Annotated in this window: 15 protein-coding genes and 4 pseudogenes; 6 read left to right on the top strand and 13 right to left on the bottom strand. The window is 69.0% G+C overall.

Going from position 1 to position 19,948, the window contains the following annotated elements:
* Positions 1 to 4: 4 nt before the first annotated feature.
* Complete coding sequence (locus RUTHE_RS06710) at positions 5 to 1,846, top strand: peptidoglycan -binding protein (protein WP_021097580.1); 1,842 nt, start codon at positions 5 to 7, stop codon at positions 1,844 to 1,846.
* 20 nt (positions 1,847 to 1,866) lie between these two features.
* On the opposite strand, the gene RUTHE_RS06705 is transcribed toward RUTHE_RS06710, so the two are convergent.
* From RUTHE_RS06705 to thrS, 11 genes are all read right to left on the bottom strand, one after another.
* Positions 1,867 to 3,198, bottom strand: coding sequence for a glutamine synthetase family protein (locus RUTHE_RS06705; RefSeq protein WP_021097579.1), 1,332 nt, complete (start codon positions 3,196 to 3,198; stop codon positions 1,867 to 1,869).
* A gap of 82 nt (positions 3,199 to 3,280) precedes the next feature.
* A complete protein-coding gene (locus RUTHE_RS06700; RefSeq protein WP_021097578.1) occupies positions 3,281 to 4,084 on the bottom strand; it encodes an ABC transporter permease in 804 nt (267 codons plus the stop codon).
* A complete protein-coding gene (locus RUTHE_RS06695; RefSeq protein WP_021097577.1) occupies positions 4,081 to 4,968 on the bottom strand; it encodes an ABC transporter permease in 888 nt (295 codons plus the stop codon). The genes RUTHE_RS06700 and RUTHE_RS06695 overlap by 4 nt, the downstream gene beginning before the upstream one ends.
* A 38-nt stretch (positions 4,969 to 5,006) precedes the next feature.
* Complete coding sequence (locus RUTHE_RS06690; protein WP_021097576.1) at positions 5,007 to 5,729, bottom strand: transporter substrate-binding domain-containing protein; 723 nt, start codon at positions 5,727 to 5,729, stop codon at positions 5,007 to 5,009.
* Between the two features lie 89 nt (positions 5,730 to 5,818).
* Positions 5,819 to 6,541, bottom strand: coding sequence for a transporter substrate-binding domain-containing protein (locus tag RUTHE_RS06685; protein WP_021097575.1), 723 nt, complete (start codon positions 6,539 to 6,541; stop codon positions 5,819 to 5,821).
* Between the two features lie 211 nt (positions 6,542 to 6,752).
* Entirely contained in the window at positions 6,753 to 7,523 is a 771-nt protein-coding gene (locus RUTHE_RS06680; protein WP_021097574.1) for an ABC transporter ATP-binding protein, read from the bottom strand.
* On the bottom strand, positions 7,520 to 8,323 hold the full coding sequence (locus RUTHE_RS06675) for a phosphate/phosphite/phosphonate ABC transporter substrate-binding protein (RefSeq protein ID WP_021097573.1): 804 nt from the start codon (positions 8,321 to 8,323) through the stop codon (positions 7,520 to 7,522). Before RUTHE_RS06675 ends, RUTHE_RS06680 begins: the two co-directional genes overlap by 4 nt.
* Positions 8,320 to 8,763 carry a tellurite resistance TerB family protein gene (locus tag RUTHE_RS06670; RefSeq protein ID WP_021097572.1) on the bottom strand — a complete coding sequence of 148 codons (444 nt, stop codon included), beginning with the start codon at positions 8,761 to 8,763 and terminating at the stop codon, positions 8,320 to 8,322. The genes RUTHE_RS06675 and RUTHE_RS06670 overlap by 4 nt, the downstream gene beginning before the upstream one ends.
* A gap of 378 nt (positions 8,764 to 9,141) precedes the next feature.
* Entirely contained in the window at positions 9,142 to 9,969 is an 828-nt protein-coding gene (rlmJ, locus tag RUTHE_RS06665; protein WP_021097571.1) for a 23S rRNA (adenine(2030)-N(6))-methyltransferase RlmJ, read from the bottom strand.
* Positions 9,970 to 10,031: 62 nt separating this feature from the next.
* Positions 10,032 to 10,241 carry a cold-shock protein gene (locus RUTHE_RS06660; protein WP_021097570.1) on the bottom strand — a complete coding sequence of 70 codons (210 nt, stop codon included), beginning with the start codon at positions 10,239 to 10,241 and terminating at the stop codon, positions 10,032 to 10,034.
* Between the two features lie 170 nt (positions 10,242 to 10,411).
* Entirely contained in the window at positions 10,412 to 12,358 is a 1,947-nt protein-coding gene (gene thrS, locus RUTHE_RS06655; RefSeq protein WP_040645408.1) for a threonine--tRNA ligase, read from the bottom strand.
* A 153-nt stretch (positions 12,359 to 12,511) separates the two neighbouring features.
* On the opposite strand from thrS, the pseudogene RUTHE_RS06650 reads away from it, so the two are divergent.
* Together RUTHE_RS06650 and RUTHE_RS18585 are read left to right on the top strand one after the other, a co-directional pair.
* A pseudogene (locus tag RUTHE_RS06650) lies at positions 12,512 to 13,238 on the top strand (alpha/beta fold hydrolase).
* Positions 13,235 to 13,924, top strand: a pseudogene (locus tag RUTHE_RS18585) (alpha/beta hydrolase); the annotation flags it as partial. The pseudogenes RUTHE_RS06650 and RUTHE_RS18585, both read left to right, overlap by 4 nt.
* A gap of 164 nt (positions 13,925 to 14,088) precedes the next feature.
* Here RUTHE_RS18585 and phaZ read toward each other — a convergent pair.
* Positions 14,089 to 15,343, bottom strand: a pseudogene (gene phaZ, locus RUTHE_RS06645) (polyhydroxyalkanoate depolymerase); the annotation flags it as partial.
* Positions 15,344 to 15,431: 88 nt separating this feature from the next.
* Here phaZ and RUTHE_RS06640 point away from each other — a divergent pair.
* From RUTHE_RS06640 to phaR, 3 genes are all read left to right on the top strand, one after another.
* Positions 15,432 to 17,342: a PHA/PHB synthase family protein gene (locus RUTHE_RS06640; RefSeq protein ID WP_021097566.1), complete on the top strand. Its 1,911-nt coding sequence runs from the start codon at positions 15,432 to 15,434 to the stop codon at positions 17,340 to 17,342.
* 52 nt (positions 17,343 to 17,394) lie between these two features.
* Positions 17,395 to 17,859, top strand: a complete 465-nt coding sequence (locus tag RUTHE_RS06635) for a hypothetical protein (protein WP_021097565.1) — start codon at positions 17,395 to 17,397, stop codon at positions 17,857 to 17,859.
* Positions 17,860 to 18,012: 153 nt separating this feature from the next.
* Positions 18,013 to 18,483: a polyhydroxyalkanoate synthesis repressor PhaR gene (gene phaR, locus RUTHE_RS06630; RefSeq protein ID WP_021097564.1), complete on the top strand. Its 471-nt coding sequence runs from the start codon at positions 18,013 to 18,015 to the stop codon at positions 18,481 to 18,483.
* A 23-nt stretch (positions 18,484 to 18,506) separates the two neighbouring features.
* On the opposite strand, the pseudogene RUTHE_RS06625 reads toward phaR, so the two are convergent.
* Positions 18,507 to 19,875: pseudogene (locus tag RUTHE_RS06625) on the bottom strand (aminotransferase).
* Positions 19,876 to 19,948: the final 73 nt, after the last annotated feature.

Genomic DNA, 19,948 nt, shown 5'->3' with positions numbered 1-19,948 from the left:
ACCGATGATCCGCTCTCGCTCCGCCTTCCGCCGCCATGCGCCGACCTGGCCCGGATTCGTGGATGCGCTCACGGGGCTTCTGCTGGTGCTGATGTTCGTGCTGACGATGTTCACCATCGTCCAGTTCACACTGCGCGACCAGATCATCGGACAGCAGACGCGGCTGTCGGATCTGGCCGCGCAGGTCGCCTCGCTGACCGAGGCGCTGGGCTTGGCCGAACGGCGCGCCTCGGGGCTGGAAGCCGCCCTGTCCGCCGCGCGCGATCAGGGCGCCGCGCAGGCCGCCCTGATCGAGCGGCTGACGCAGGAGCGCGATGCCGGACGCGCCGCGCTGGAGGAGGCGGCAGGGCGCATCACCGCCTTCGAGGCGCAGGTGGCCGCCCTTCTGGCCGCGCAGGCCGCCGATCGTGCCCGCATCGCCGGACTTGAAGGAGAGGTCGCGCAGGCCGTCGAGGCGCAGGAGGCGCTCGAGCAGGCCCTGGTCGCGGCCAGACAGGAGATCGACGCCCAGACGGAGGCGGCCGGCCTCGCCGCCGCCCGGCGCGAGGCGATCGAGCTGCTGCTGCGCAGGCTGAACAACCAGACCGCCGCACAGGGCGAGGCCCTGGCCCAGGCGCGCGCAGCCCTCTCCGAGGAGGAGGCCGCCCGCCTCGTGGAGGCCGAGGCCGCCGAGGCCCTGCGGGCCCGGCTGCAGGAGGCCGATGCCGAGCTGACGGCGATGACGCTTGCGCTCGAGGAGGAGCGGAAGAAGGCCGAGGAGACGCTGACGCTTCTGGCGGCGGCCGAGGCCGCGCGCGAGGATCTCGACATCGAACTGGCGGCCGCCGTTCTCGCCCGGGAACAGGCGGAAGCGGAGCAGGCCGAGGCCGAGCGGAGGGCCGCGGCCGCCGGGGCCGAGCGCGAGGATCTGGCCCGCCGCCTTGCCGAGGCGCTGTCGGCGCGCGAGGCAGCCGAGCAACAGGCCGCGCAGGCGGCCGAAGCCGCCCGGGCCAGCGAGGCCGAATTGCGCGCGCGTCTGGCCGAGGCGCTGGAACAGGTCGCCGCCCGGCAGGCCGAGGCCGATCGGGCCATGACCGAGGCCGAGCGGCAGGCCGCGCTGCTGGCCACGGCGCGGGCCGAGCTGGCCGAGCAGGAGGCCCTGTCGGAACAGGCCCGGCGCGAGATGGCCGCCCTCAATGCCAGTGTCGCCGAGCTGCGCGCGCAGGTGGCAACGCTCCAGACACTGCTGGATCTGGCCGACGAGGCCGACCGCGCCGCCCAGGTGCAGATCGAATCGCTGGGCAGCCAGCTCAATACCGCGCTGGCCCGCGTCGCCCAGGAACAGCGCCGGCGCGCCGAGCTGGAGGCCGAGGCCCGCCGCCGCGCCGAGGAGGAAGCCGCCTCGCTCGAGGGCTACCGGTCGGAGTTCTTCGGCAATCTGCGCCGGGTGCTCGAGGGCCGCGAAGGGGTGCAGGTGGTGGGGGACCGCTTCGTCTTCTCCTCCGAGGTTCTGTTCGAGCCGGGCAGCGCGACGCTCTCGCCCGAAGGGCAGGCGCAGATCGCACAGGTCGCCGCCCTGCTGCGCGAGGTGATCGACGAGATCCCGCCGCAGCTCGACTGGATCATCCGGGTGGACGGTCATACCGACGACATCCCCCTGTCCGGTCTGGGCGAATTCCGCGACAACTGGGAGCTGAGCCAGGCGCGGGCGCTGTCGGTCGTCCGGCAGATGATCGAGGTCGAAGGCATCCCGCCGGAGAGGCTGGCCGCCAACGGCTTTGGCGAGTTCCAGCCGATCGACACATCCGGCACGCCCGAGGGCCGCGCCCGCAACCGCCGCATCGAGATCAAGCTGACCGAGCGCTGACCCCCCGGGGGGCCGCGACCTCAGACCGTGTCGAGATAGAGATCGAGCCGCTGACGTGGGGTCAGTTCGGCCATGTAGCGGGCCTCCTGCCGCTTGGTCATCACGAAATTCTCGATGAGCTGCGGATGGAAGATCCGCCGCACGAGGGCGCTTTGCTCGAAGGCGTCGATGGCTTCCTCCCAGGTGGCGGGAATCTGGGGCAGGTCCTGCTCATAGGCATTGCCCTGGATGGGCGGGGGCGGATCGAGCGCGTCCTCGATTCCCGTGAGAGCCGAGCCCAGAACCGCCGCGATGAACAGATAGGGGTTCACGTCACCCCCGGCGACGCGATGTTCCACGCGCCGCGCCGCGAGGCTGCCGCCGGGGACGCGCACGCTTGCGGTGCGGTTCTCGTAGGCCCAGCAGATGCCGGTGGGGGCATGGCTTTCGGGCACGAGGCGTTCATAGCTGTTGGAATGCGGCGCGAAGACCAGCGTGAGATCCGGGATGCCCCGCAGGCAGCCGGCGATCGCCTGGCGCAGCAGGGGGCTGCCTTCGAAGGTGCCGTTGGCGAAGGCATTGCGCCCTTCCGCATCGAGAAGGGAGAAATGGCAATGCAGGCCGTTACCGGCGTAATCCGGCAGGGGCTTGGCCATGAAGCTGGCCGCAAGGCCGAATTTCCGCGCCAGGCCCCGCACGAGCTGCTTGAACAGCCAGGCGTCGTCGGCGGCGCGCAGGGCGTCGGGGACATGGCTCAGATTGATCTCGAACTGACCGAGGCCGACTTCCGAAAGCGCCGCCTCGGCCGGGATGTCCATCGCCTCGCAGGCGTCGTAGAGTTCGTTGAAGAAGGCGTCGAAGGCGTCGAGCGCCCGCAGGGACAGGATCTCGGCCCCTGGCCGGCGCTTGCCCGAGCGCAGGGAGGGAGCCTGACGGATCTCGCCGTCGCTGTCATCCACGAGGTAGAATTCCAGCTCGGTGGCTACGACGGGGGTCAGGCCGCGCGCGGCATAGCGTTCGATCACCACCCGCAGGGCGTGGCGCGGATCGCCCTCGAAGGGGGTGCCGTCCTCCCTGAACATCCACATCGGCAGCAGGGCCGTCGGCACGGGAAGCCAGGGCATCGGGACATAACCCCGCTCGGTCGGCTTCAGGATGCCGTCGGGATCGCCGATCTCGAAGACGAGGGGGGAATCCTCCACATCCTCGCCCCAGATGTCCAGGTTGAGCACCGAGAGGGGAAAGCGCGTCCCTTCCTCCTCGAGCTTGCGGGCAAAGCGGACGGGAAAGCGTTTGCCGCGCCCCTGTCCGTTGAGATCCACGGCACCGCAGCGCAGGTGCCGGACCTCGGGATGCTGGTCGAGCCAGCTCATGATGTCACCTTCGGAGATGGGAAAAGGGATCTGTCGGCGGGCACAGTCCTAGGGATGTGGGGGCCAGGTCATCGGGTCACCGTCAGCGGATCAACTGGAACCGTGCCCGCCATCGCCCGCTCCGTTCCGGCAGATGGCGGTTGAGCCGCAGCGAGACGAGCCGGAACAGGCCGATGATGGCCAGTGTCAGAAGGATGAAATAGCCCGCAAGGATGGGATAGGGGACGAAGGGATTGAAGGTCTTGTCGGCGAGATAGGTGGCGTAATACAGCGCGTCCCCCCGCTGCTGGATGGCGGGAAAGCCGGTGAAGAACACCAGCGTGGTGGCGTGGAAGAGGAAGATCGCCTCGTTGGTGTAGGCCGGCCAGGCAAGCCGCAGCATGGTGGGCCAGACGATCCGCCGGAAGCGCGCCCAGCCGGTGAAGCCATAGGCATCCGCCGCCTCCAGATCGCCCCGCGGGATTGCCTGCAGCGCGCCGTGGAAGATCTCGGCCGAATAGGCGGCCGTGTTGAGGAACAGCACCACCGTCGCGCCGAGCCAGGCCGATGTCAGCGGCGAGAGCGCGGGAAACGACCCCTTGAGCGACAGGAACAGGAAATAGGCGAAGAAGAACTGGATGAAGAGCGGCGAGCCGCGGAACACGAACACGAACCATTCGCAGGGCCTGCGCAGCCAGGGATGACGCGAGCCCCTGCCCAGCGCCACGGCCGTGGCCAGGAAGAACCCCGCCAGAAGCGCCACCGCGCCGAAATAGACATTCCAGATCAGTCCCGAGCCGATCAGCACCATCTGCTGGCAGAGGGTGATGTCCGCCGTCGGCAGCAGCCGTTCGCCGAGCCCCAGCGAGCGCAAGGCATAGGCCTGGATCGCCTCCCCGCAGGTCATGCCGCCCCCGCGGCCGCAGTGCGGCGCTGCGCCTCGCCACCGGCCATGGCCTGACCATGGGTCAGACGGTCCATCAGGCGGTTCAGGACCGTCTCGGACAGGCGGGTGAGGCCGAGATAGAACACCAGCAGGAACAGGAAATACCACATCCGCCAGTCGCCATGCGGGTAAGCCGTGAACTGGGGCGTCTTGCTCCCGCCGAGTTCACGCGCCCAGTAGACGATATCGCGCACACCCAGCAGGAACAGAAGCGGTGTGGCCTTGATCAGCACCATCCAGAGATTCGACAGCCCCGGCAGCGCATAGACCCACATCTGCGGCACGAGGATGCGGCGGAAGGCCTGGCGCGGGGTCATGCCATAGGCCTCGGCCGTCTCGATCTGGGCACGCGGCACGGCCTGCATGGCCCCGAAGAGGACATTCGCCGCGAAAGCGCCGAAGACGATCGCGAAGGTCACCACGGCCAGCACGAAGCCGTAAACCTCGTGCAGCCATTGCGGCGCCGTCGAGAGGGGCAGCTTGGCAGCCGGGCAGACAAGGAAGTCGTTGCCCTGCCGCACCGGCTGATCCCAGTCGGGGCAGAGGATGTGATGGCGCAGATATTCGAGACCCTGATCCAGCGCGATGACGAAGAACATGAAGAAGGCGATGTCCGGGACGCCCCGGACGATGGCGATGTAACCCCTGCCGAGCCAGGACAGCGGCAGGATGCGCGAGCGGGCCGCCACTGCCCCGACAAAGCCGAGGCCCAGCGCCGCTGGCGCCGTGACCGCAAGCAGCAGCAGCACCGTCCCGAAGGAGATGTAGAACGCCAGATGCTTGCCCGTGGTCAGGTAGCAGGCGAACCAGAGCAGATCATTGAGGGTGGCAGGATCGTCGCACATGGGTCTGGGCTGCCGGCCGAAGCGGCGTGGTCCTCCCGTCAGAAGGTTGCGGCGTCGCGGCCGAACCACTCGGTGATCAGGGCGTTCAGGCTGCCATCGGCCTTCATGGCGCCGATGGCCGCGTCGAAGCGGGCGCGCAGGGCATCGTCCTCTGGCCGGAAGCCCATGCCCACCCCGCCATTGAGCGGGAACGGATCGCCGATCAGGACGAGATCTCCGCCCGAGGCGGTCACCGCAGGGCCCAGATAGGCCAGGGGCCCGATGGCGGCATCGGCCTCGCCCCGGCGGATGGCGGCGAGGGTTGCGGCCGGCGTCGCCACCTCGAGAAGGCGCGCGCCGGATTCCGCGACATGGGCCGCGTGGATCGTGCCCGCCTGGGCCGCAATCACGCCCGTCCGGATGTCGGCATCGGGCGATCGCGCGACATAGACCGCGAGGGGGGGTGGCAGATAGGGCTGGGTGAAGTCGATGAGGGCCTCGCGTTCAGGGGTGATGTTCATGCCGGCCAGGATCGCGTCATGGCGGCCTGCCAGCAGGTCCGGAATGAGCCGCTCCCAGTCCGTGACGGCGAAGCGGCAGGAGACCGCGACACGGGCGCACAGGGCCTCGGCCAGATCGCGTTCGAAACCGGCGATGTCCCCCTGCGGGTCGAGAAAGGCAAAGGGCGGATAGGAAACCTCGGTGCCGATTCGCAGGATCTGCTGTGCGGATGCGGCGCCCGACAGACCCATCATGACGGCACCCGCCAGAAAGGCCTTCATGGATCGTCTTCCGCTCCTGTCCTGTGTGCTGGGATCACGGGATCCGGCCGGCGGCCGAAGGCGGGGGCGGCCCCCGCCTTCGCCACGGGTCAGAACTGCGGAATCTCTTCGCCGGGGAACCACTTGGCCAGCAGGGCATTCAGCGAGCCGTCATCCTTCATCGACTGGATCGCGGCAGAAAGCGCATCGCGCAGCGCGGTATCCGATTCGCGCAGCCCGGCGCCGACGCCGTTGCCGAGGGGCACCCGTTCCCCCACGAACATCAGCTCGCCATTCGAGGCGGCGACGATGGGCGCAAGGAAGTCATAGTCGGCCAGCACGGCATCGGCCTCGCCATTGCGGACGGCGGCGACCGTCTCCTCCGGCGTGGCGAATTCGAGCAGCGTCGCCCCGGATTCGGCGACATGGGCGGCCTGGATCGTCGCCGTCTGGGCGGCGATCACCCCCGAGGTCAGGTCCACATCGGCCGAAGCCGCCACATAGGCCGATTCGGTGGGCGGGAAATAGGGAGGCGTGAAGTCGATGACCTCATCGCGTTCCTCGGTGATCGACATGCCCGCGATGATGACGTCGTAATTGCCCGAAACGAGATTGGGAATGATCGAATCCCAGTCGTTCTGGACCCATTCGCAGGTCAGACCGGCACGGGCGCAGAGTTCGTTGCCCAGTTCGATCTCGAAGCCGGCGAGCTTCCCCGAATCGTCAAGGAAGTTGAAGGGCGGGTAGGCCCCTTCGGTGGCGATGCGCACCACATCCTGCGCCAGCGCCCCTGTCGCCACCAGGGCGAAAGCAGTGGTCAGCCAGAGTCTCATAGTCGCTGCTCCCTGTTCCTGACGTTCCTGGCATCAAACGAATTTCGCGTTCACAACTCAAGCCTTCTCGCGCATTCCGCCTGTTCGTGACGCGGCGTGCGGTCCGCCGGTCCCGAGGCGGAGGGCAGCGGGGGATCGCAGGCCGCATGGTGTCGCAGGGGGCGGGGGCGGATGCGGGCGGTCTCTCGGGGTCCGGGCGGTCCGACCGGATCTAGCCCTGTGCGTGCGACAGGAAGCCCCGGAGCCGCTCGGACTGCGGATCGCCGAAGAGGCGCTCCGGCGGGCCCTCCTCCTCGATCCGGCCCTGATGAAGGAAGACGACATGATGCGCCACATCGGCGGCCAGCTTCATGTCGTGGGTGACGATGATCATGGTGCGCCCCTCTTCGGCCAGAGCCTTGATGACGCGCACCACCTCCTGCTCGAGCTCGGGGTCGAGCGCGGAGGTCGGCTCGTCGAAGAGCAGCGCCTTCGGTTCCATGCAGAGCGCGCGGGCGATGGCAGCGCGCTGCTGCTGGCCGCCCGAGAGCTGGGCCGGCCAGGCATCGGCCTTGTCGGCGATCCCCACCTTGGCAAGATAGGCGCGGGCGGCGGCCTCGACCTCTTGCGGATCGCGCTTCAGCACCGTCACCGGCGCTTCCATGACATTCTGGAGCACCGTCATGTGCGACCAGAGATTGAAGCTCTGGAACACCATGGCGAGATTGGTGCGGATGCGCGTCACCTGCGCCCGGTCGGCGGGGTGGCGGCCCATGCCTGTCCCGCGCCAGCGTACGGGCTCTCCGCAGAAGATCACATCGCCCTGCTGGCTGTCCTCGAGCAGGTTGCAGCAGCGCAGCAGCGTGGACTTGCCCGAACCCGACGAGCCGATCATGGCCACCACATGCCCCTGCGGGGCCGTGATATCCACGCCGCGGAGCACCTCGAGCGGGCCGTAGGACTTGTGCAGGTTGCGGATCTCGATGACGGGGGACTGACTCACGGAGCTCCCTTGCGTTGCCGGAGGACAGGGGCGGAGACCGGCCCGCGCGCGACGACCGTTGCGGCGACCGCCTCGGGCGGGGGCGGCAGAGGCCGGTCATAGGCCGATTCGGGCAGATCGACGACGGCCTGCAGGCCCAGCGTCGCGCGATGATCCGCCGGCAGGGCGTCCAGGGCCTCTGCGATCGCGGCCCGGCGGGGCAGGGGGTCCACCTGCCCGGCGGCGATGAAGGTCATCCCCGGCGTCGCCGTCGTGCGGCCGATCACCGTCAGCGATGCGGCTGCCGGTTCCCAGCGCCGGAGCATCCCCCAGGTCACGGCGTCGATCCCGGCGAGATCGGCGCGCCCCTCGGCCAGGGCGCGCACGCTTGCGGCATGGCTGCCGGTGACGAGGACGGCGCCGATTTGCACCCCCTCTCGCAGCAGCCATTCCTGCGGCGCATCCCAGCCCGAACAGGACATCGGGTCGTTGATCGCCAGGCGCGGACGGGGGGGCAGGGCTTCGCCCGCGCGGGTCACCATGACCGAATGATAATGGCCCGGCGGCGTGTCTGGCAGGCCGTAATCGGCAACGGCGATCCGCGTCACGCGGCCACGGAACTGCGCGCGCCAGGGCAGGTTGCAGATCTGACCCAGAACCAGATCCGGCCGGCCCCAGCCCGCATCATGCGGCAGCGAACGGTCGAGCGCTTCGGGAGCGCAGATGCCGCGGGCCCGCAGGCCATCGCGGATGAGCGCCCAGAGCGCATCATGCGCTGCCCGGTTCTCGGGCCGGTCATACATGGGCAGCGCGGCGATCACGGCAGGCGTGCCTCCACCCGCTGGCGGGCAAGGGCCGAGGCGACATCGTCGATCCCCAGAAGCGGCGCCACCAGGCGCATCAGACCGTTCTCCTCGGCGTCGCGGCGGCCGTCGGCCAGCGCCACCTCCCACAGGGCCTCGATGATGCCCAGCCGGTCCTCATGCGGCACATGATCCTTGATGGCGCGGGTGAAGCGCACGGTGTCGGGGGCCTCGGCCTCGAGCCGCTCGGCCTCGGCGCGCAGCCGGGCGGCCTCGAAGGGGGACAGGCCGTAGCGGCTGCACAGCACGGCATCGATGCGTGCCAGCTCGGCAGGGCCATAGTCGCCATCGGACCGCGCCAGACGGACCAGAAGCGCCGCCAGCGACAGGCGCGCATCGGGGTCGGGCAGCGGGGCCGGGCCGGGGGCGAGCAGGCGGCGCAGAAGGGATTCGAACATGGGGCAGGTATAACGCGCGAGAGCCGGCAGGGAAGCCTGCAAGGACGGCATGCAGGCCGGTGAGCCGGGGCCGGCAGCGGAACAGGGGGGGTGGAAGGGATCGGCAGATCCTGATCGGCGCTCCCTGTCACGATGCGGTCGATCCCCCTGTCCGGCATCCCGTGTCCGGCATCCCGTGTCCGGCATCCCGTGTACCGGCATCGGCTTTCGGCTGCCGAGCAGAGCTGTATCGATGACCGCCGTGGGCTGCGCCGGCCCCCGCATTCGGCCAGGCCGATGCTCGGGGTGCTGGAGGCGGGGGCCCGGGTCCTGGCCGTGGGACTGGGGGCGTCGCGATCCGGGCGGTCGTGCTGCACGGGCTGGGGCTGTCCGCAAAGGCTATCGCGGGCGGCTGACCGGGCGGCGGGACGCGGACCGGGCGGGCTGATCGCGGAGGGTGGCGAAACGGGCCGAGAGCCAGGCGGCCCGGGCCTCCGTCTGCCAGGGCGGGTTGACGAGGAACAGGCCCGATCCGCACATTCCGTGCCCGGCGCGTGCGGGGGGAAAGGCGACCTCATGCCGCAGCGCGCCGGGAAAGGCCGCGACCAGCCGCGCCAGCATCGGCGCATGACGTGCATCGGGCAGCAGCGGATACCACAGCATCAGCAGGCCCACATTCCATTTGCGGTGGACCTTCTCGAGAAGAGCGGGGATCGCCTCGTAGTCCGCCTTCACCTCCCAGGACGGATCGACCAGAAGGAGGCCGCGCCGCGGCTCGGGCGGGGTCCAGGCGAGTGCGGCGGCCGGGCCGTCCCGCCTCTCGATGCGGGCGCCGAAGGGGGACAGGGCGGCGGTCAGGGCGGCATGCTCCTGCGGGTGGAGCTCGGCAAGGGACAGGCGGTCTTCGCGCCGGGCCAGAAGCGCGGCGATCAGCGGAGAACCGGGATAGGCCTGCGGCCCGAAGCGGGCGCGCGTGGCCCGCAGGGCGCGGGCATAGGGATCGTCGGGGGGAAACCAGTCGGCGACCCGCGCGATGCCGGCCTCGGCCTCGCCGGTGCGGCGGGCCTCGGGCGAATCGAGGTCGTAGAGACCGCGGCCGGCATGCGTCTCCATCATGTGGAACGGCTTGTCCTTGGCGGCCAGGCGGTCGATCAGCCAGGCCAGCATCGCGTGCTTGTGGACATCGGCCAGATTGCCGGCGTGATAGCCGTGCTGGTAGGAAAGCATGACCCTGCCCCTAGCATCTGCGGGCGGGGCAGGCCAGCGCTCCGGGGGGCGCGGTCAGGCGGTCAGGTCGTGCGGCGCAGATTGCCGGCCATCTTCCGGCCATCCCGCCCTTCCACAAGATCGAATTCCACCCTCTGGTTGTCGGCAAGGCCGGTCATGCCCGCCTGCTCCACGGCGCTGATATGGACGAAGACGTCCTTGCCTCCCTCGTCGGGGGCGATGAAGCCATAGCCCTTTGTCGTGTTGAACCATTTGACGGTGCCCCTGGGCATCGGTCGTCTCCATGCTCGCATGAGGCGGTCCGGCCGCCTGCCCTGCGAGTTAGGCCGGCGCCCCCGCGGGACAACGCCGGCAGGGGCGTTCCGATCCCTCGGCCAGTCATGGACAGCCCCGGCGGAGGGGCTGTCCGCCGGGGCCGCGAGGGAGGCAGGGCGAAGACCGCTCAGCGGCGCAGGTCGGGGGGCCGGGCCTCGGCCGCGAGGCTGGCCACGGCCTCTTCGAGCGGCATGACCTGCTGATGTTCGGCCCCCAGCCGGCGCATCGAGACGGACCGCCCCTCGACCTCCTTCATCCCCAGCGCGAGGATGACAGGCACCTTGGCAAGGCTGTGCTCGCGGACCTTGTAGTTGATCTTCTCGTTGCGCGTGTCGGCCTCGGCCCGCAGGCCCGCGGCGGTCAGGGCCTCGACCACCTCGGCCACGTAGGGATCGGCGCCCGAGACGATCGAGGCCACGACCACCTGCCGCGGCGCAAGCCAGAGCGGGAAGCGCCCCCCGTAATGTTCGATCAGCACGCCGATGAAGCGCTCGAAGCTGCCGAGGATCGCGCGGTGCAGCATGACGGGGACGTGCCGGGCCCCGTCCTCGCCCACATATTCGGCCCCCAGGCGGCCAGGCAGGTTGAAATCCACCTGGAAGGTGCCGCATTGCCATTCGCGGCCGATGGCATCGGTCAGCCTGAAGTCGAGTTTCGGCCCGTAGAAGGCGCCATCGCCGGGGGCGATCTCGTAGGGCAGGCCCAGCCCCTCGATGGCGGTCTGCAGGGCGGCTTCGGCCTTATCCCAGACGGCATCGCTGCCCACGCGGACATCGGGGCGCGTGGACAGGCGGATGTCGAACCTCTCGAAGCCGAGATCGCGATAGACCGAGGACAGCAGCGCGATGAAGCTGCGGCATTCGTCCTCGATCTGGTCCTCGGTGCAGAAGATGTGGGCATCGTCCTGGGTGAAGCCGCGGACCCGCATCAGTCCGTGCATGGAGCCCGAGGATTCGTAGCGGTGGCAGGCGCCGAATTCCGCCAGGCGCAGCGGCAGGTCGCGATAGCTCTTGAGGCCCTGGTTGTAGACCTGCACATGGCAGGGACAGTTCATCGGCTTGAGGGCGTTGATGCGCTTCTCCCGCGCGCCCTCCTCGTCCACCTCGACGATGAACATGTTCTCGCGATAGGCCTCCCAGTGGCCGGACCGCTCCCACAGCACGCGGTCCACGACCTGCGGGGTGCGGATCTCGCGATAGCCGGCGGCGCGCAGGCGGCGGCTCATGTAGTCCTGGAGCGTGCGCCACAGCGTCCAGCCATTGGGATGCCAGAACACCATGCCCGGCGCCTCCTCCTGGAGGTGGAACAGCTCCATCTCGCGCCCGAGGCGGCGATGATCGCGCCGGGCCGCCTCCTCGAGCATCGTCAGATGGGCCTTGAGCTCGTCGCGGCTGCGGAAGGCCACGCCGGTGATGCGCTGGAGCTGCGGGCGGGTCACGTCGCCGAACCAGTAGGCGCCCGAAACGCCTGTCAGCTTGAAGGCATCCGAGGGAAGCTGGCCGGTATGGGCCAGATGCGGGCCGCGGCAGAGATCCATCCAGTCGCCATGCCAGTACATGCGGATCGGCTGATCCTCGGGGATGCGGGCGATCAGCTCCACCTTGAACGGCTCGCCGGCGGCCTCGTAATGGGCGATGGCGCGGGCGCGGTCCCAGATCTCGGTGCGGACCGGCTCCTGCGCGGCGATGATGCGGCGCATCTCGGCCTCGATCTGCCCCAGGTCCTCCGGGGTGAAGGGCTCGGCGCGGTCGAAGTCGTAGAACCACCCCGTCTCGGTCACCGGTCCGATGGTCACCTTCGTGCCCGGCCAGAGGCGCTGGACCGCCTTGGCCATGACATGGGCCAGGTCGTGCCGGATCAGTTCGAGCCCTTCGGGATCCTTCATCGTGCGCAGTTCGATCCGGCCATCGCGCTCGATGGGCCATTGCAGATCCCAGTGCACGCCGTCGAGGATCGCCGACACCGCCGCGCGGGCCAGCGAGGGCGAGATCGAGCGCGCCACCTCGGCCGCGGTCGTGCCCGCCGGATAGCTGCGCGTCGCGCCATCGGGAAAGGTCAGGGTGATCTGGCGCAGATCGGCGGCTGCGCGGTCTTCGGGCATGACGACCTCCTCGTCGGTTCGGCGCCTACGGATGCGCCCGGCTGCGGGTCGGTGCGTCATGGCCCCCGCTTGCGCGCGGGTCAAGGGCCGGGGCAGGCTCGGCGCGGATCAGGAGGAAGACGCATCATGGATCACATCGTGACTCCGCAGGGCCGGCGCCTCGCGCTGCTGCGGCAGGAGGGCAGGGGGCCGCAGGTGATGTTCCTGGGGGGCGTATGCCTCGGACATGACCGGCACCAAGGCCGCCTGGCTGGCGGACTGGGCGCGCGAGCGCGGACGGGGCTATGTCCGCTTCGACTATGCCGGTCACGGCGCCTCGGACGGCGCCTTCGAGGACGGCACCATCGGGGCCTGGGCTGAGGATGCGGCGACCGTTCTCGACACCCTGCCGGGGCCAGTGGTGCTCGTGGGATCGTCGATGGGGGGCTGGATCGCCCTGCTTCTCGCGCGCGAGCGGCCCGAGCGGGTGGCGGGCCTCGTGACGATCGCCGCCGCCCCCGACTTCACCGAGACGCTGTGGGCCGAGGCCACCGAGGCCCAGCGCGCCGAGATCCTGCAGGCCGGGCGCATCCTGATGCCATCGGACTATGGCCCGCCGCTGCCCTTCACGCGTGCGCTGATCGAGGACGGGCGGCGCCATCTGGTTCTGGACAGGCCGCTGCATCTGCCGATGCCGGTGCGCATGCTCCAGGGAACGGCAGACCGGGACGTGAAGCCCGCGGTCGCGCTGCGGCTTCTCGATCACGCGACCGGACCGGATATCCGCCTCACCCTCGTCAAGGATGCCGATCATCGCTTCTCCTCTCCCCGCTGCCTGAAGCTCATCGCCCGCATGGTGGAGGAGGTCTCGTGACGCTGCCTCCGCTCCCCGAGATCCCCGGCTGGCTTGCCGCGCGCGAATCGCGGGTGCCGGGGTTGCGTCCGGGCTGCGCGGCGCGGCTCGACTGGGGACAGGCGCCGGGGCAGCGGACGGCGCTCGTGGTCCTCTATGTCCACGGCTTCTCGGCCAGCCCGGCCGAACTGTCCCCCTGTCCCGAGCGGGTGGCGGCGGCGCTGGGGGCCAATGCGGTCTTCCTGCGCCTGGCCGGGCACGGACAGGATGGGGCGGCGATGGCGCGGGCCCGGCTGGCGGACTGGCGGCGCGATCTGGCCGAAGGCTTCGCCATCGCCCGTGCCGCCGGGGACCGGGTGCTGGCCATCGGCTGTTCCACCGGGGCGCTGCTGCTGACGCTGGCTCTGGCCGGCGGAGAGAGCGCGGCCGGCGCGGTGCTGGTCTCGCCGAATTTCGGCCTGCGCGACCCGCGTGCCGGGCGGCTCCTGCCGGTGCCGTTCAAGCGGCTCTGGCTGCCCTGGCTGATCGGGCCCGAACGGGTGGCGGAGATGACCCCCGATCAGGCTCGCATCTGGACCTCCCGCTATCCCGTGGGCGCCCTTGTCCCCATGTTCGATGCCCTGTGGGCGTTCCGGCGGACGGATCTGTCGCGGCTACAGCTTCCGGCGCTCTTCGCCTGGGCGGAAGAGGATATGGTGATCTCGCCCGCAGCGGCGGCGGCAGCGATGGCGCGCTGGGGCGGCCCGACCGAACGGCTGCGCCTGCATCCGCAACCCGGTTGCGACCCCATGGCCCATGTCCTTGCGGGAGACGGGATGTGCCCGGCGGGGACCGCCCCCCTCGTCGTCCCGGTTGCCACCTGCGGCAACACCGGCTGGGGCCGACGCGGCCGGCGGGCCGCATGCGCATCCATGAAGGACAGGGACCAGCGGGCGGATGTTGTCGCGCCAGGACCGGCCGGCGAAGATACCGTAATGGCCGGCGCCCGGCTCCAGATGCGCAGCCTTCTTCGCCGCCGGCAGTCCGGTCAGCAGATCGAGGGCGGCCAGGCACTGACCGGGGGCGGAGATGTCGTCCTTCTCCCCTTCCACCACCATCACGGCCACCCGGCTGATCGTCCCGATATCCACGGGACGGCCCGCGACGCTGAAGGCATTGCGCGCGATCTCGCGCCCCTTGAAGATGCGCTCCACGGTCGAAAGGTAGAACTCGGCCGTCATGTCCATGACGGCCAGGTATTCGTCATAGAAGGCATTGTGCCGATCGTGATCCGAGGCCTCGCCCTTGACCACGCGGATGATCTGGTCGGCAAAGCTCCGGGCATGGGTCGCGGCATTCATCGACATGAAGGAGGCGAGCTGCAGCAGGCCGGGATAGACCTTCCGGCCCACGCCCCGATACTTGAAGCCGACCTGCTGGATCATGGTCTGCTCGAGCAGGCCCATCGTCACGCGCCGGCCGAAATCCGTGACCTCGGTCGGGTTGGCGTCCGGGTCGATCGGCCCGCCCACGAGGATGAGAGAGAGAGGCTGCGCCTCGGGGCTGTCCTGGGCCAGAAGGGCCGTCGCCGCCAGCACGAGGGGGGCGGGCTGGCAGATCGCCATCACATGCAGATCGGGGCCGAGATGGGCCATGAAGTCCCGCACATAGAGGGTGTAGTCCTCGATGTCGAACTTGCCTTCGGAGACGGGAATGTCGCGGGCATTGCGCCAGTCGGTGACGAACACCTCGCAATCGGGCAGGAGCGAGATCACCGTCTTGCGCAAGAGCGTCGCATAATGCCCCGACATCGGCGCCACGAGCAGAACCCGCCGCGGGCGCGGGCTGCGCCCCAGGACACGGAAATGCAGCAGATCGCAGAAGGGCCTGTGCAGCAGGGTCTCGATCCGCACGATATGGCCGCGCCCGTCCTCGGCGGTGACGGCGGAAATGCCCCAGTCCGGCTTGACGACCATGCGGGCAAAGCTGCGCTCGGTCACCTCGCCCCAGGCCTTGATCCATTCCACGGCCGGCAGCCCCGTGGCCGCCATGAAGGGATAGGCCCCCCAGGCGCGCGCGGTCGCCCCCAGCCACTGGTTGGTATTCCGCGCGCTTTCCATGAGATCGTAGGTGAACATATAGTTCATGGGCGTCCTCCGGCCCGGGCCGGCGGCCCCGGCGGGGCGCGGTGACGGGTCATCATGCTGCGCGTGCAAGATAGGGGGGAGTCCGCGGATGGCAACGGAGGCCGGAAAGGACGGGGCCGGAACGGGGCAGGCGGGCCGCAACCCCGAGATCTGGGAACGCAATCTCAGGCGCATCGAGGAGCTGGCCGCGCGGCTCGTGGCCGTGATGGCCCGGCGCCGGCATGTCCCCCCCGAACTTCAGGGCCCCTCGCCCGAACTCTATCTCAAGGCGGCCAGCGCATGGATGGCCGAGGCGATGGCCAATCCCGCCCGTCTCATCGAGCATCAGGCCGCCTATTGGAGCGAGACGCTGCGCCATTTCGCCGAGGCCCAGCGCACGGCCCTGACCGGAGAGAAGCCCGACCCCCCCGCCGCGCCGGCCGACCGGCGCTTCTCCAATCCCCTCTGGGACAGCCATCCCTGGTTCAGCTTCGTCAGGAACCAGTATCTGACCAACAGCGAGGCGGTGCGGCGCGCCGTGGAGTCCATCGAGGGCCTCTCTGCGCGCGAGAAGCAGCGCCTCGAATATTTCTCGCGTCAGATCATGGATATGCTGGCGCCGACCAACTTCCTGGCCACGAATCCCGATGCCCTCCAGCGCGCGATCGAGACCGATGGGCAGAGCCTCGTGGACGGGCTCGAGAACCTTGTGCGCGACCTCGAGGCGAATGACGGTGAGCTGATCGTGCGCCTGGCCGATGATTCGGCCTTCCGGGTGGGAGAGAACCTGGCCACGACGCCCGGTCAGGTGGTGTTCCGCAACCGCCTCTTCGAGCTGATCCAGTATGCCCCCGCCACCAGGCAGGTGCACGAGATTCCCCTGCTGATCTTTCCGCCCTGGATCAACAAGTTCTACATCCTCGACCTCAGGCCCGGAAACAGCCTGATCCGCTGGATCGTCGAGCAGGGCTTCACGCTCTTCGTCGTCTCCTGGGTGAATCCGGACCCGTCGCTGCGCGATGTGACGCTCTCGGATTATGTCGAGGAGGGCTATCTGACCGCGATCCGCACGGCGCGGAAGATCTGCCGCACGAAGACGGTGAACGCGGTGGGCTACTGCATCGCGGGCACGACGCTTGCCCTCACGCTGGCCCTGCTGGCCCGGCGCCGGAAGGCCCCGGTGGGCTGTGCGACCTTCCTGACCACGCTGACCGACTTTTCCGACCGCGGCGAGATGGGCGTGTTCCTCGAGGATGATTTCGTGGACGGGATCGAGCGGGAATGCCAGGCCAAGGGGGTGCTCGAATCCTTCTACATGGCGCGCACCTTCAGTTTCCTGCGCTCCAACGACCTGATCTATCAGCCGGCGATCCGGTCCTACATGATGGGGCAGACGCCGCCCGCCTTCGACCTGCTCTACTGGAACGGCGATGGCACCAACCTGCCCGCCGCGATGGCCATCGAATATCTGCGCGGGCTCTGCCAGCAGGACCGCTTCGCCCGCGGCGGCTTTCCCCTCTGCGGCGAGACGGTGCATCTGTCGGATATCCGGCTTCCCCTCTGCGCCGTCGCCTGCGAAAGCGACCATATCGCCGCCTGGAAATCCTCCTATCGCGGCATCCGCCAGATGGGGTCGAAGGACCGGACCTTCATCCTCAGCGGATCGGGGCATATCGCCGGCATCGTCAACCCGCCGTCAAAGGGCAAATACGGCTACTGGAGCAATCCCGACTGGCCCTCCGATCCCGATGACTGGCTGGCAGGGGCGGAGAAGCACCCGGGAACCTGGTGGCCGGTCTGGGGCGAATGGCTGGCCGCCCGGTCGGGCCGCAAGGTCCGCGCCCGCGAACCCGGCGATGCCGACCATCCCCCCCTTGGCCCTGCTCCGGGAACCTATGTCCTGAGGCCCGCCCCCCTGCCTGAGGGCCTCCGGCGAGGGGGGGGAGGGACCGGCACCGCATTTTTTTCTTGCGATGCAGCATCTTTCCCCTTGTCATGCTGCACCGCAGCATCCATATGATCGCCACAGGATGACGCGGGGGCAGCCCCGACCTCATGCAGGAGATGCAGCGATGGCCAAGACCCAGGACTACATGGCGATGTTCAAGGACATGATGGGCAACCTGCCCGTGGACACGGCGGCGATGGAGAACCTGTTCCGCTCCCAGTCGGCGCTGGCCGAGAAGATGTCGGCGGTCGCCATCGAGGCGGCGCAGCGGTCCACGGATCTGTCGGCCCGCTGGGTTCATGACACGCTGACCAAGCTTTCGACGATCACGACCGCCAAGTCCGAGCCGGCCGATTACGCCAAGTCGGTGGCCGAATTCATGGCCTCTTCGGCCGAATCGGCGGCCGAGCATCTGGCGGCCTTTGCCGACATCGCCAAGCGGGTCCAGACGGAGACGGTGGAGCTGCTTCTGGCGGCCGGCAAGGACATGTCCGAGGATGTGACTGCCGCCGCCCGCAAGGCGACGCAGGACATGTCGGCCGCCGCCAAGAAGGCCGCCGCCGCGGCGGCAGCGCCGGCGAACGGCTGATCCGTGTTCCAGGGTTGAAGGCCGCCCGGTCTGTCCTCCCCGGACCGGCGGAAACCTGGGGCGGGCCCTGCGGGGTCTGCCCTTTCTTTTTTCCGGTGCGCCCCCTAGGCTTCGGCCCAGATGCAGATGCCGCGCCAGCCCGAGGGAGCCCCCATGCCCGAATCCCGCAAGCCCCTCCTCATCAAGCGCTATGCCAGCCGCCGCCTCTACAACACGGAGACGAGCGACTATGTCACGCTTGACGACATTGCCGCCTTCATCCGGCAGGGGCGCGATGTGCAGATCGTGGATCTGAAATCCGGCGATGATCTCACGCGGCAGTATCTCCTCCAGATCATCGCCGAGCACGAATCCCGTGGCGAGACGATGCTGCCCGTGGATGTGCTGACCGATCTGGTGCGCAGCTACACCAGCCAGGCCGCCCATCTGGTGCCCCAGTTCCTGGCCGCGAGCTTCGAGATGTGGCGCGAAGGACAGGCCAAGATGATGGAGCAGATGACCAAGGCCAGCCCGATGGCCAAGCTGCCGGGCTTCGAGGCGCTGCGAGCCCAGCAGGAGGCCTGGTTCCGGGCGATGACGGGCGGCTTCGCTCCGAAGTCCAGGGACGACGAGGACAAGAAGTAGCGCGGGGGCCGGGCCCCCGCGCGTCACGCCACCTCGGCGAAGACGCGGTCCAGTGCGCGGTTCAGCTTGGCGAACATCTCGTCCATCTGGGCCTCTGTCAGGATGAAGGGCGGGGCCAGGACGATGCTCTGCCCCAAGGGGCGGCAGATCAGCCCTTCGTCCGTGCTGGCATTGGCGATGCGTTCGGACACCGACAGCTTGCTGTCGAAAGGCCGTTTCGTTGCCTTGTCGGCCACGGCCTCGAGCGCGGCCATGAAGCCCACGCCGCGCCATTCGCCGATGTTCGGACGCTTGGCGATCTCGGCAAGGCCGGCCTGAAAGCGCGGGGTCAGGCGCTTCACATTGTCCGACAGCCCCTCGTTCATCACCACATCGATGGCCTTGAGCGCGATCGCACAGCCCACGGGGTGGCCCGAGGCGGTGAAGCCATGGGGGAACTCCTCGATGGCCTCGGAAGCCCGCTGGAGCCGCTCGGCCAACTCGGGTCCGAGGATCACCGCCCCCATCGGGAAGAAGCCCGCAGTCAGGTTCTTGGAGGAGATGATCGCATCGGGCAGGAAGCCGAAGGTTTCGCATCCCCAGGTGTTGCCGGTGCGCCCGAAGCCGCAGATCACCTCGTCGGAGATGAGCGGGATGCCGTGCTTCTTCAGGATCGGCTGGATGGCCTCGGAAATAGCCTGCCGAGGGCACGATGACCCCGCCGGCGCCCATCACCGGCTCGGCGAAGAAGCCGGCGATGGTGTCGGCTCCCTCGCGCGCGATGACCTGCTCGAGCTCGTCGGCCATGCGCCGGGTGAACTGCTCCTCCGTCTCGCCATCCTCGCCATGGCGCCAGTAATGCGGACAGGTGAGATGGATGAAGCCCGGCAGCGGCAGGCCGAAATGGCTGTTGTAGGGTTTGCCGGTCATCGAGGCGGAGACGGCAGTGACCCCGTGATAGGCGTTCCAGCGTGTCAGGATCTTGCGCCGCTGGGGCTGCCCTTCCATGGCCCAGAGGAACCACAGCATCTTGACCATGGTGTCGTTCGCCTCGGAGCCGGAATTGGTGTAGAACACCTTGCCGCTCTCGAAGGGGGACACTTCCACCAGCTTCTCCGACAGCATCACCGCCTGATCGGAGATGCGCCCGAAGAAGGCGTGATAGCCGGGAAAGCGCTCGTACTGGGCCTTGGCGGCCTCGATCAGGCCGCGATGGTCGAACCCCGCGACCATGTTCCACAGCCCCGAATTGGCGTCGAGATATTCGCGCCCGTGCACGTCATAGACATAGGGCCCGCGTCCATGGGTGAGCACGACCGCCCCCCGTGCCTTGATCGTGGGCAGGTCGGTGAAACCGTAGAAGGTCGCGGCATCGGCGCGCGCCTCCCAGGATTGCGGCGTGTGGTCGTTCATGGCGCGTCCTCCTTGGGGCTGTTCCAGTCCTATCAGCCCCCCGGAAGCACGGGCAACAGGGCCTCCCCCCTTG

It is taken from the genome of Rubellimicrobium thermophilum DSM 16684, from assembly GCF_000442315.1.
Lineage (GTDB): Bacteria > Pseudomonadota > Alphaproteobacteria > Rhodobacterales > Rhodobacteraceae > Rubellimicrobium > Rubellimicrobium thermophilum.
Note: the sequence above shows the minus strand (reverse complement) of the source record. Positions and strands in the feature narration are given on the sequence as shown.

Excerpts from the sequence above, each read along its gene's own strand:
- RUTHE_RS06640 (WP_021097566.1), top strand. The coding sequence starts at position 15,432 with ATGGCAACGGAGGCCGGAAAGGACGGGGCCGGAACGGGGCAGGCGGGC.
- RUTHE_RS06690 (WP_021097576.1), bottom strand. The coding sequence starts at position 5,729 with ATGAAGGCCTTTCTGGCGGGTGCCGTCATGATGGGTCTGTCGGGCGCC.
- RUTHE_RS06710 (WP_021097580.1), top strand. The coding sequence starts at position 5 with ATGATCCGCTCTCGCTCCGCCTTCCGCCGCCATGCGCCGACCTGGCCC.
- RUTHE_RS06635 (WP_021097565.1), top strand. The coding sequence starts at position 17,395 with ATGGCCAAGACCCAGGACTACATGGCGATGTTCAAGGACATGATGGGC.
- rlmJ (WP_021097571.1), bottom strand. The coding sequence starts at position 9,969 with ATGCTTTCCTACCAGCACGGCTATCACGCCGGCAATCTGGCCGATGTC.
- phaR (WP_021097564.1), top strand. The coding sequence starts at position 18,013 with ATGCCCGAATCCCGCAAGCCCCTCCTCATCAAGCGCTATGCCAGCCGC.
- RUTHE_RS06700 (WP_021097578.1), bottom strand. The coding sequence starts at position 4,084 with ATGACCTGCGGGGAGGCGATCCAGGCCTATGCCTTGCGCTCGCTGGGG.
- RUTHE_RS06660 (WP_021097570.1), bottom strand. The coding sequence starts at position 10,241 with ATGCCCAGGGGCACCGTCAAATGGTTCAACACGACAAAGGGCTATGGC.
- RUTHE_RS06670 (WP_021097572.1), bottom strand. The coding sequence starts at position 8,763 with ATGTTCGAATCCCTTCTGCGCCGCCTGCTCGCCCCCGGCCCGGCCCCG.
- RUTHE_RS06685 (WP_021097575.1), bottom strand. The coding sequence starts at position 6,541 with ATGAGACTCTGGCTGACCACTGCTTTCGCCCTGGTGGCGACAGGGGCG.
- RUTHE_RS06705 (WP_021097579.1), bottom strand. The coding sequence starts at position 3,198 with ATGAGCTGGCTCGACCAGCATCCCGAGGTCCGGCACCTGCGCTGCGGT.
- RUTHE_RS06695 (WP_021097577.1), bottom strand. The coding sequence starts at position 4,968 with ATGTGCGACGATCCTGCCACCCTCAATGATCTGCTCTGGTTCGCCTGC.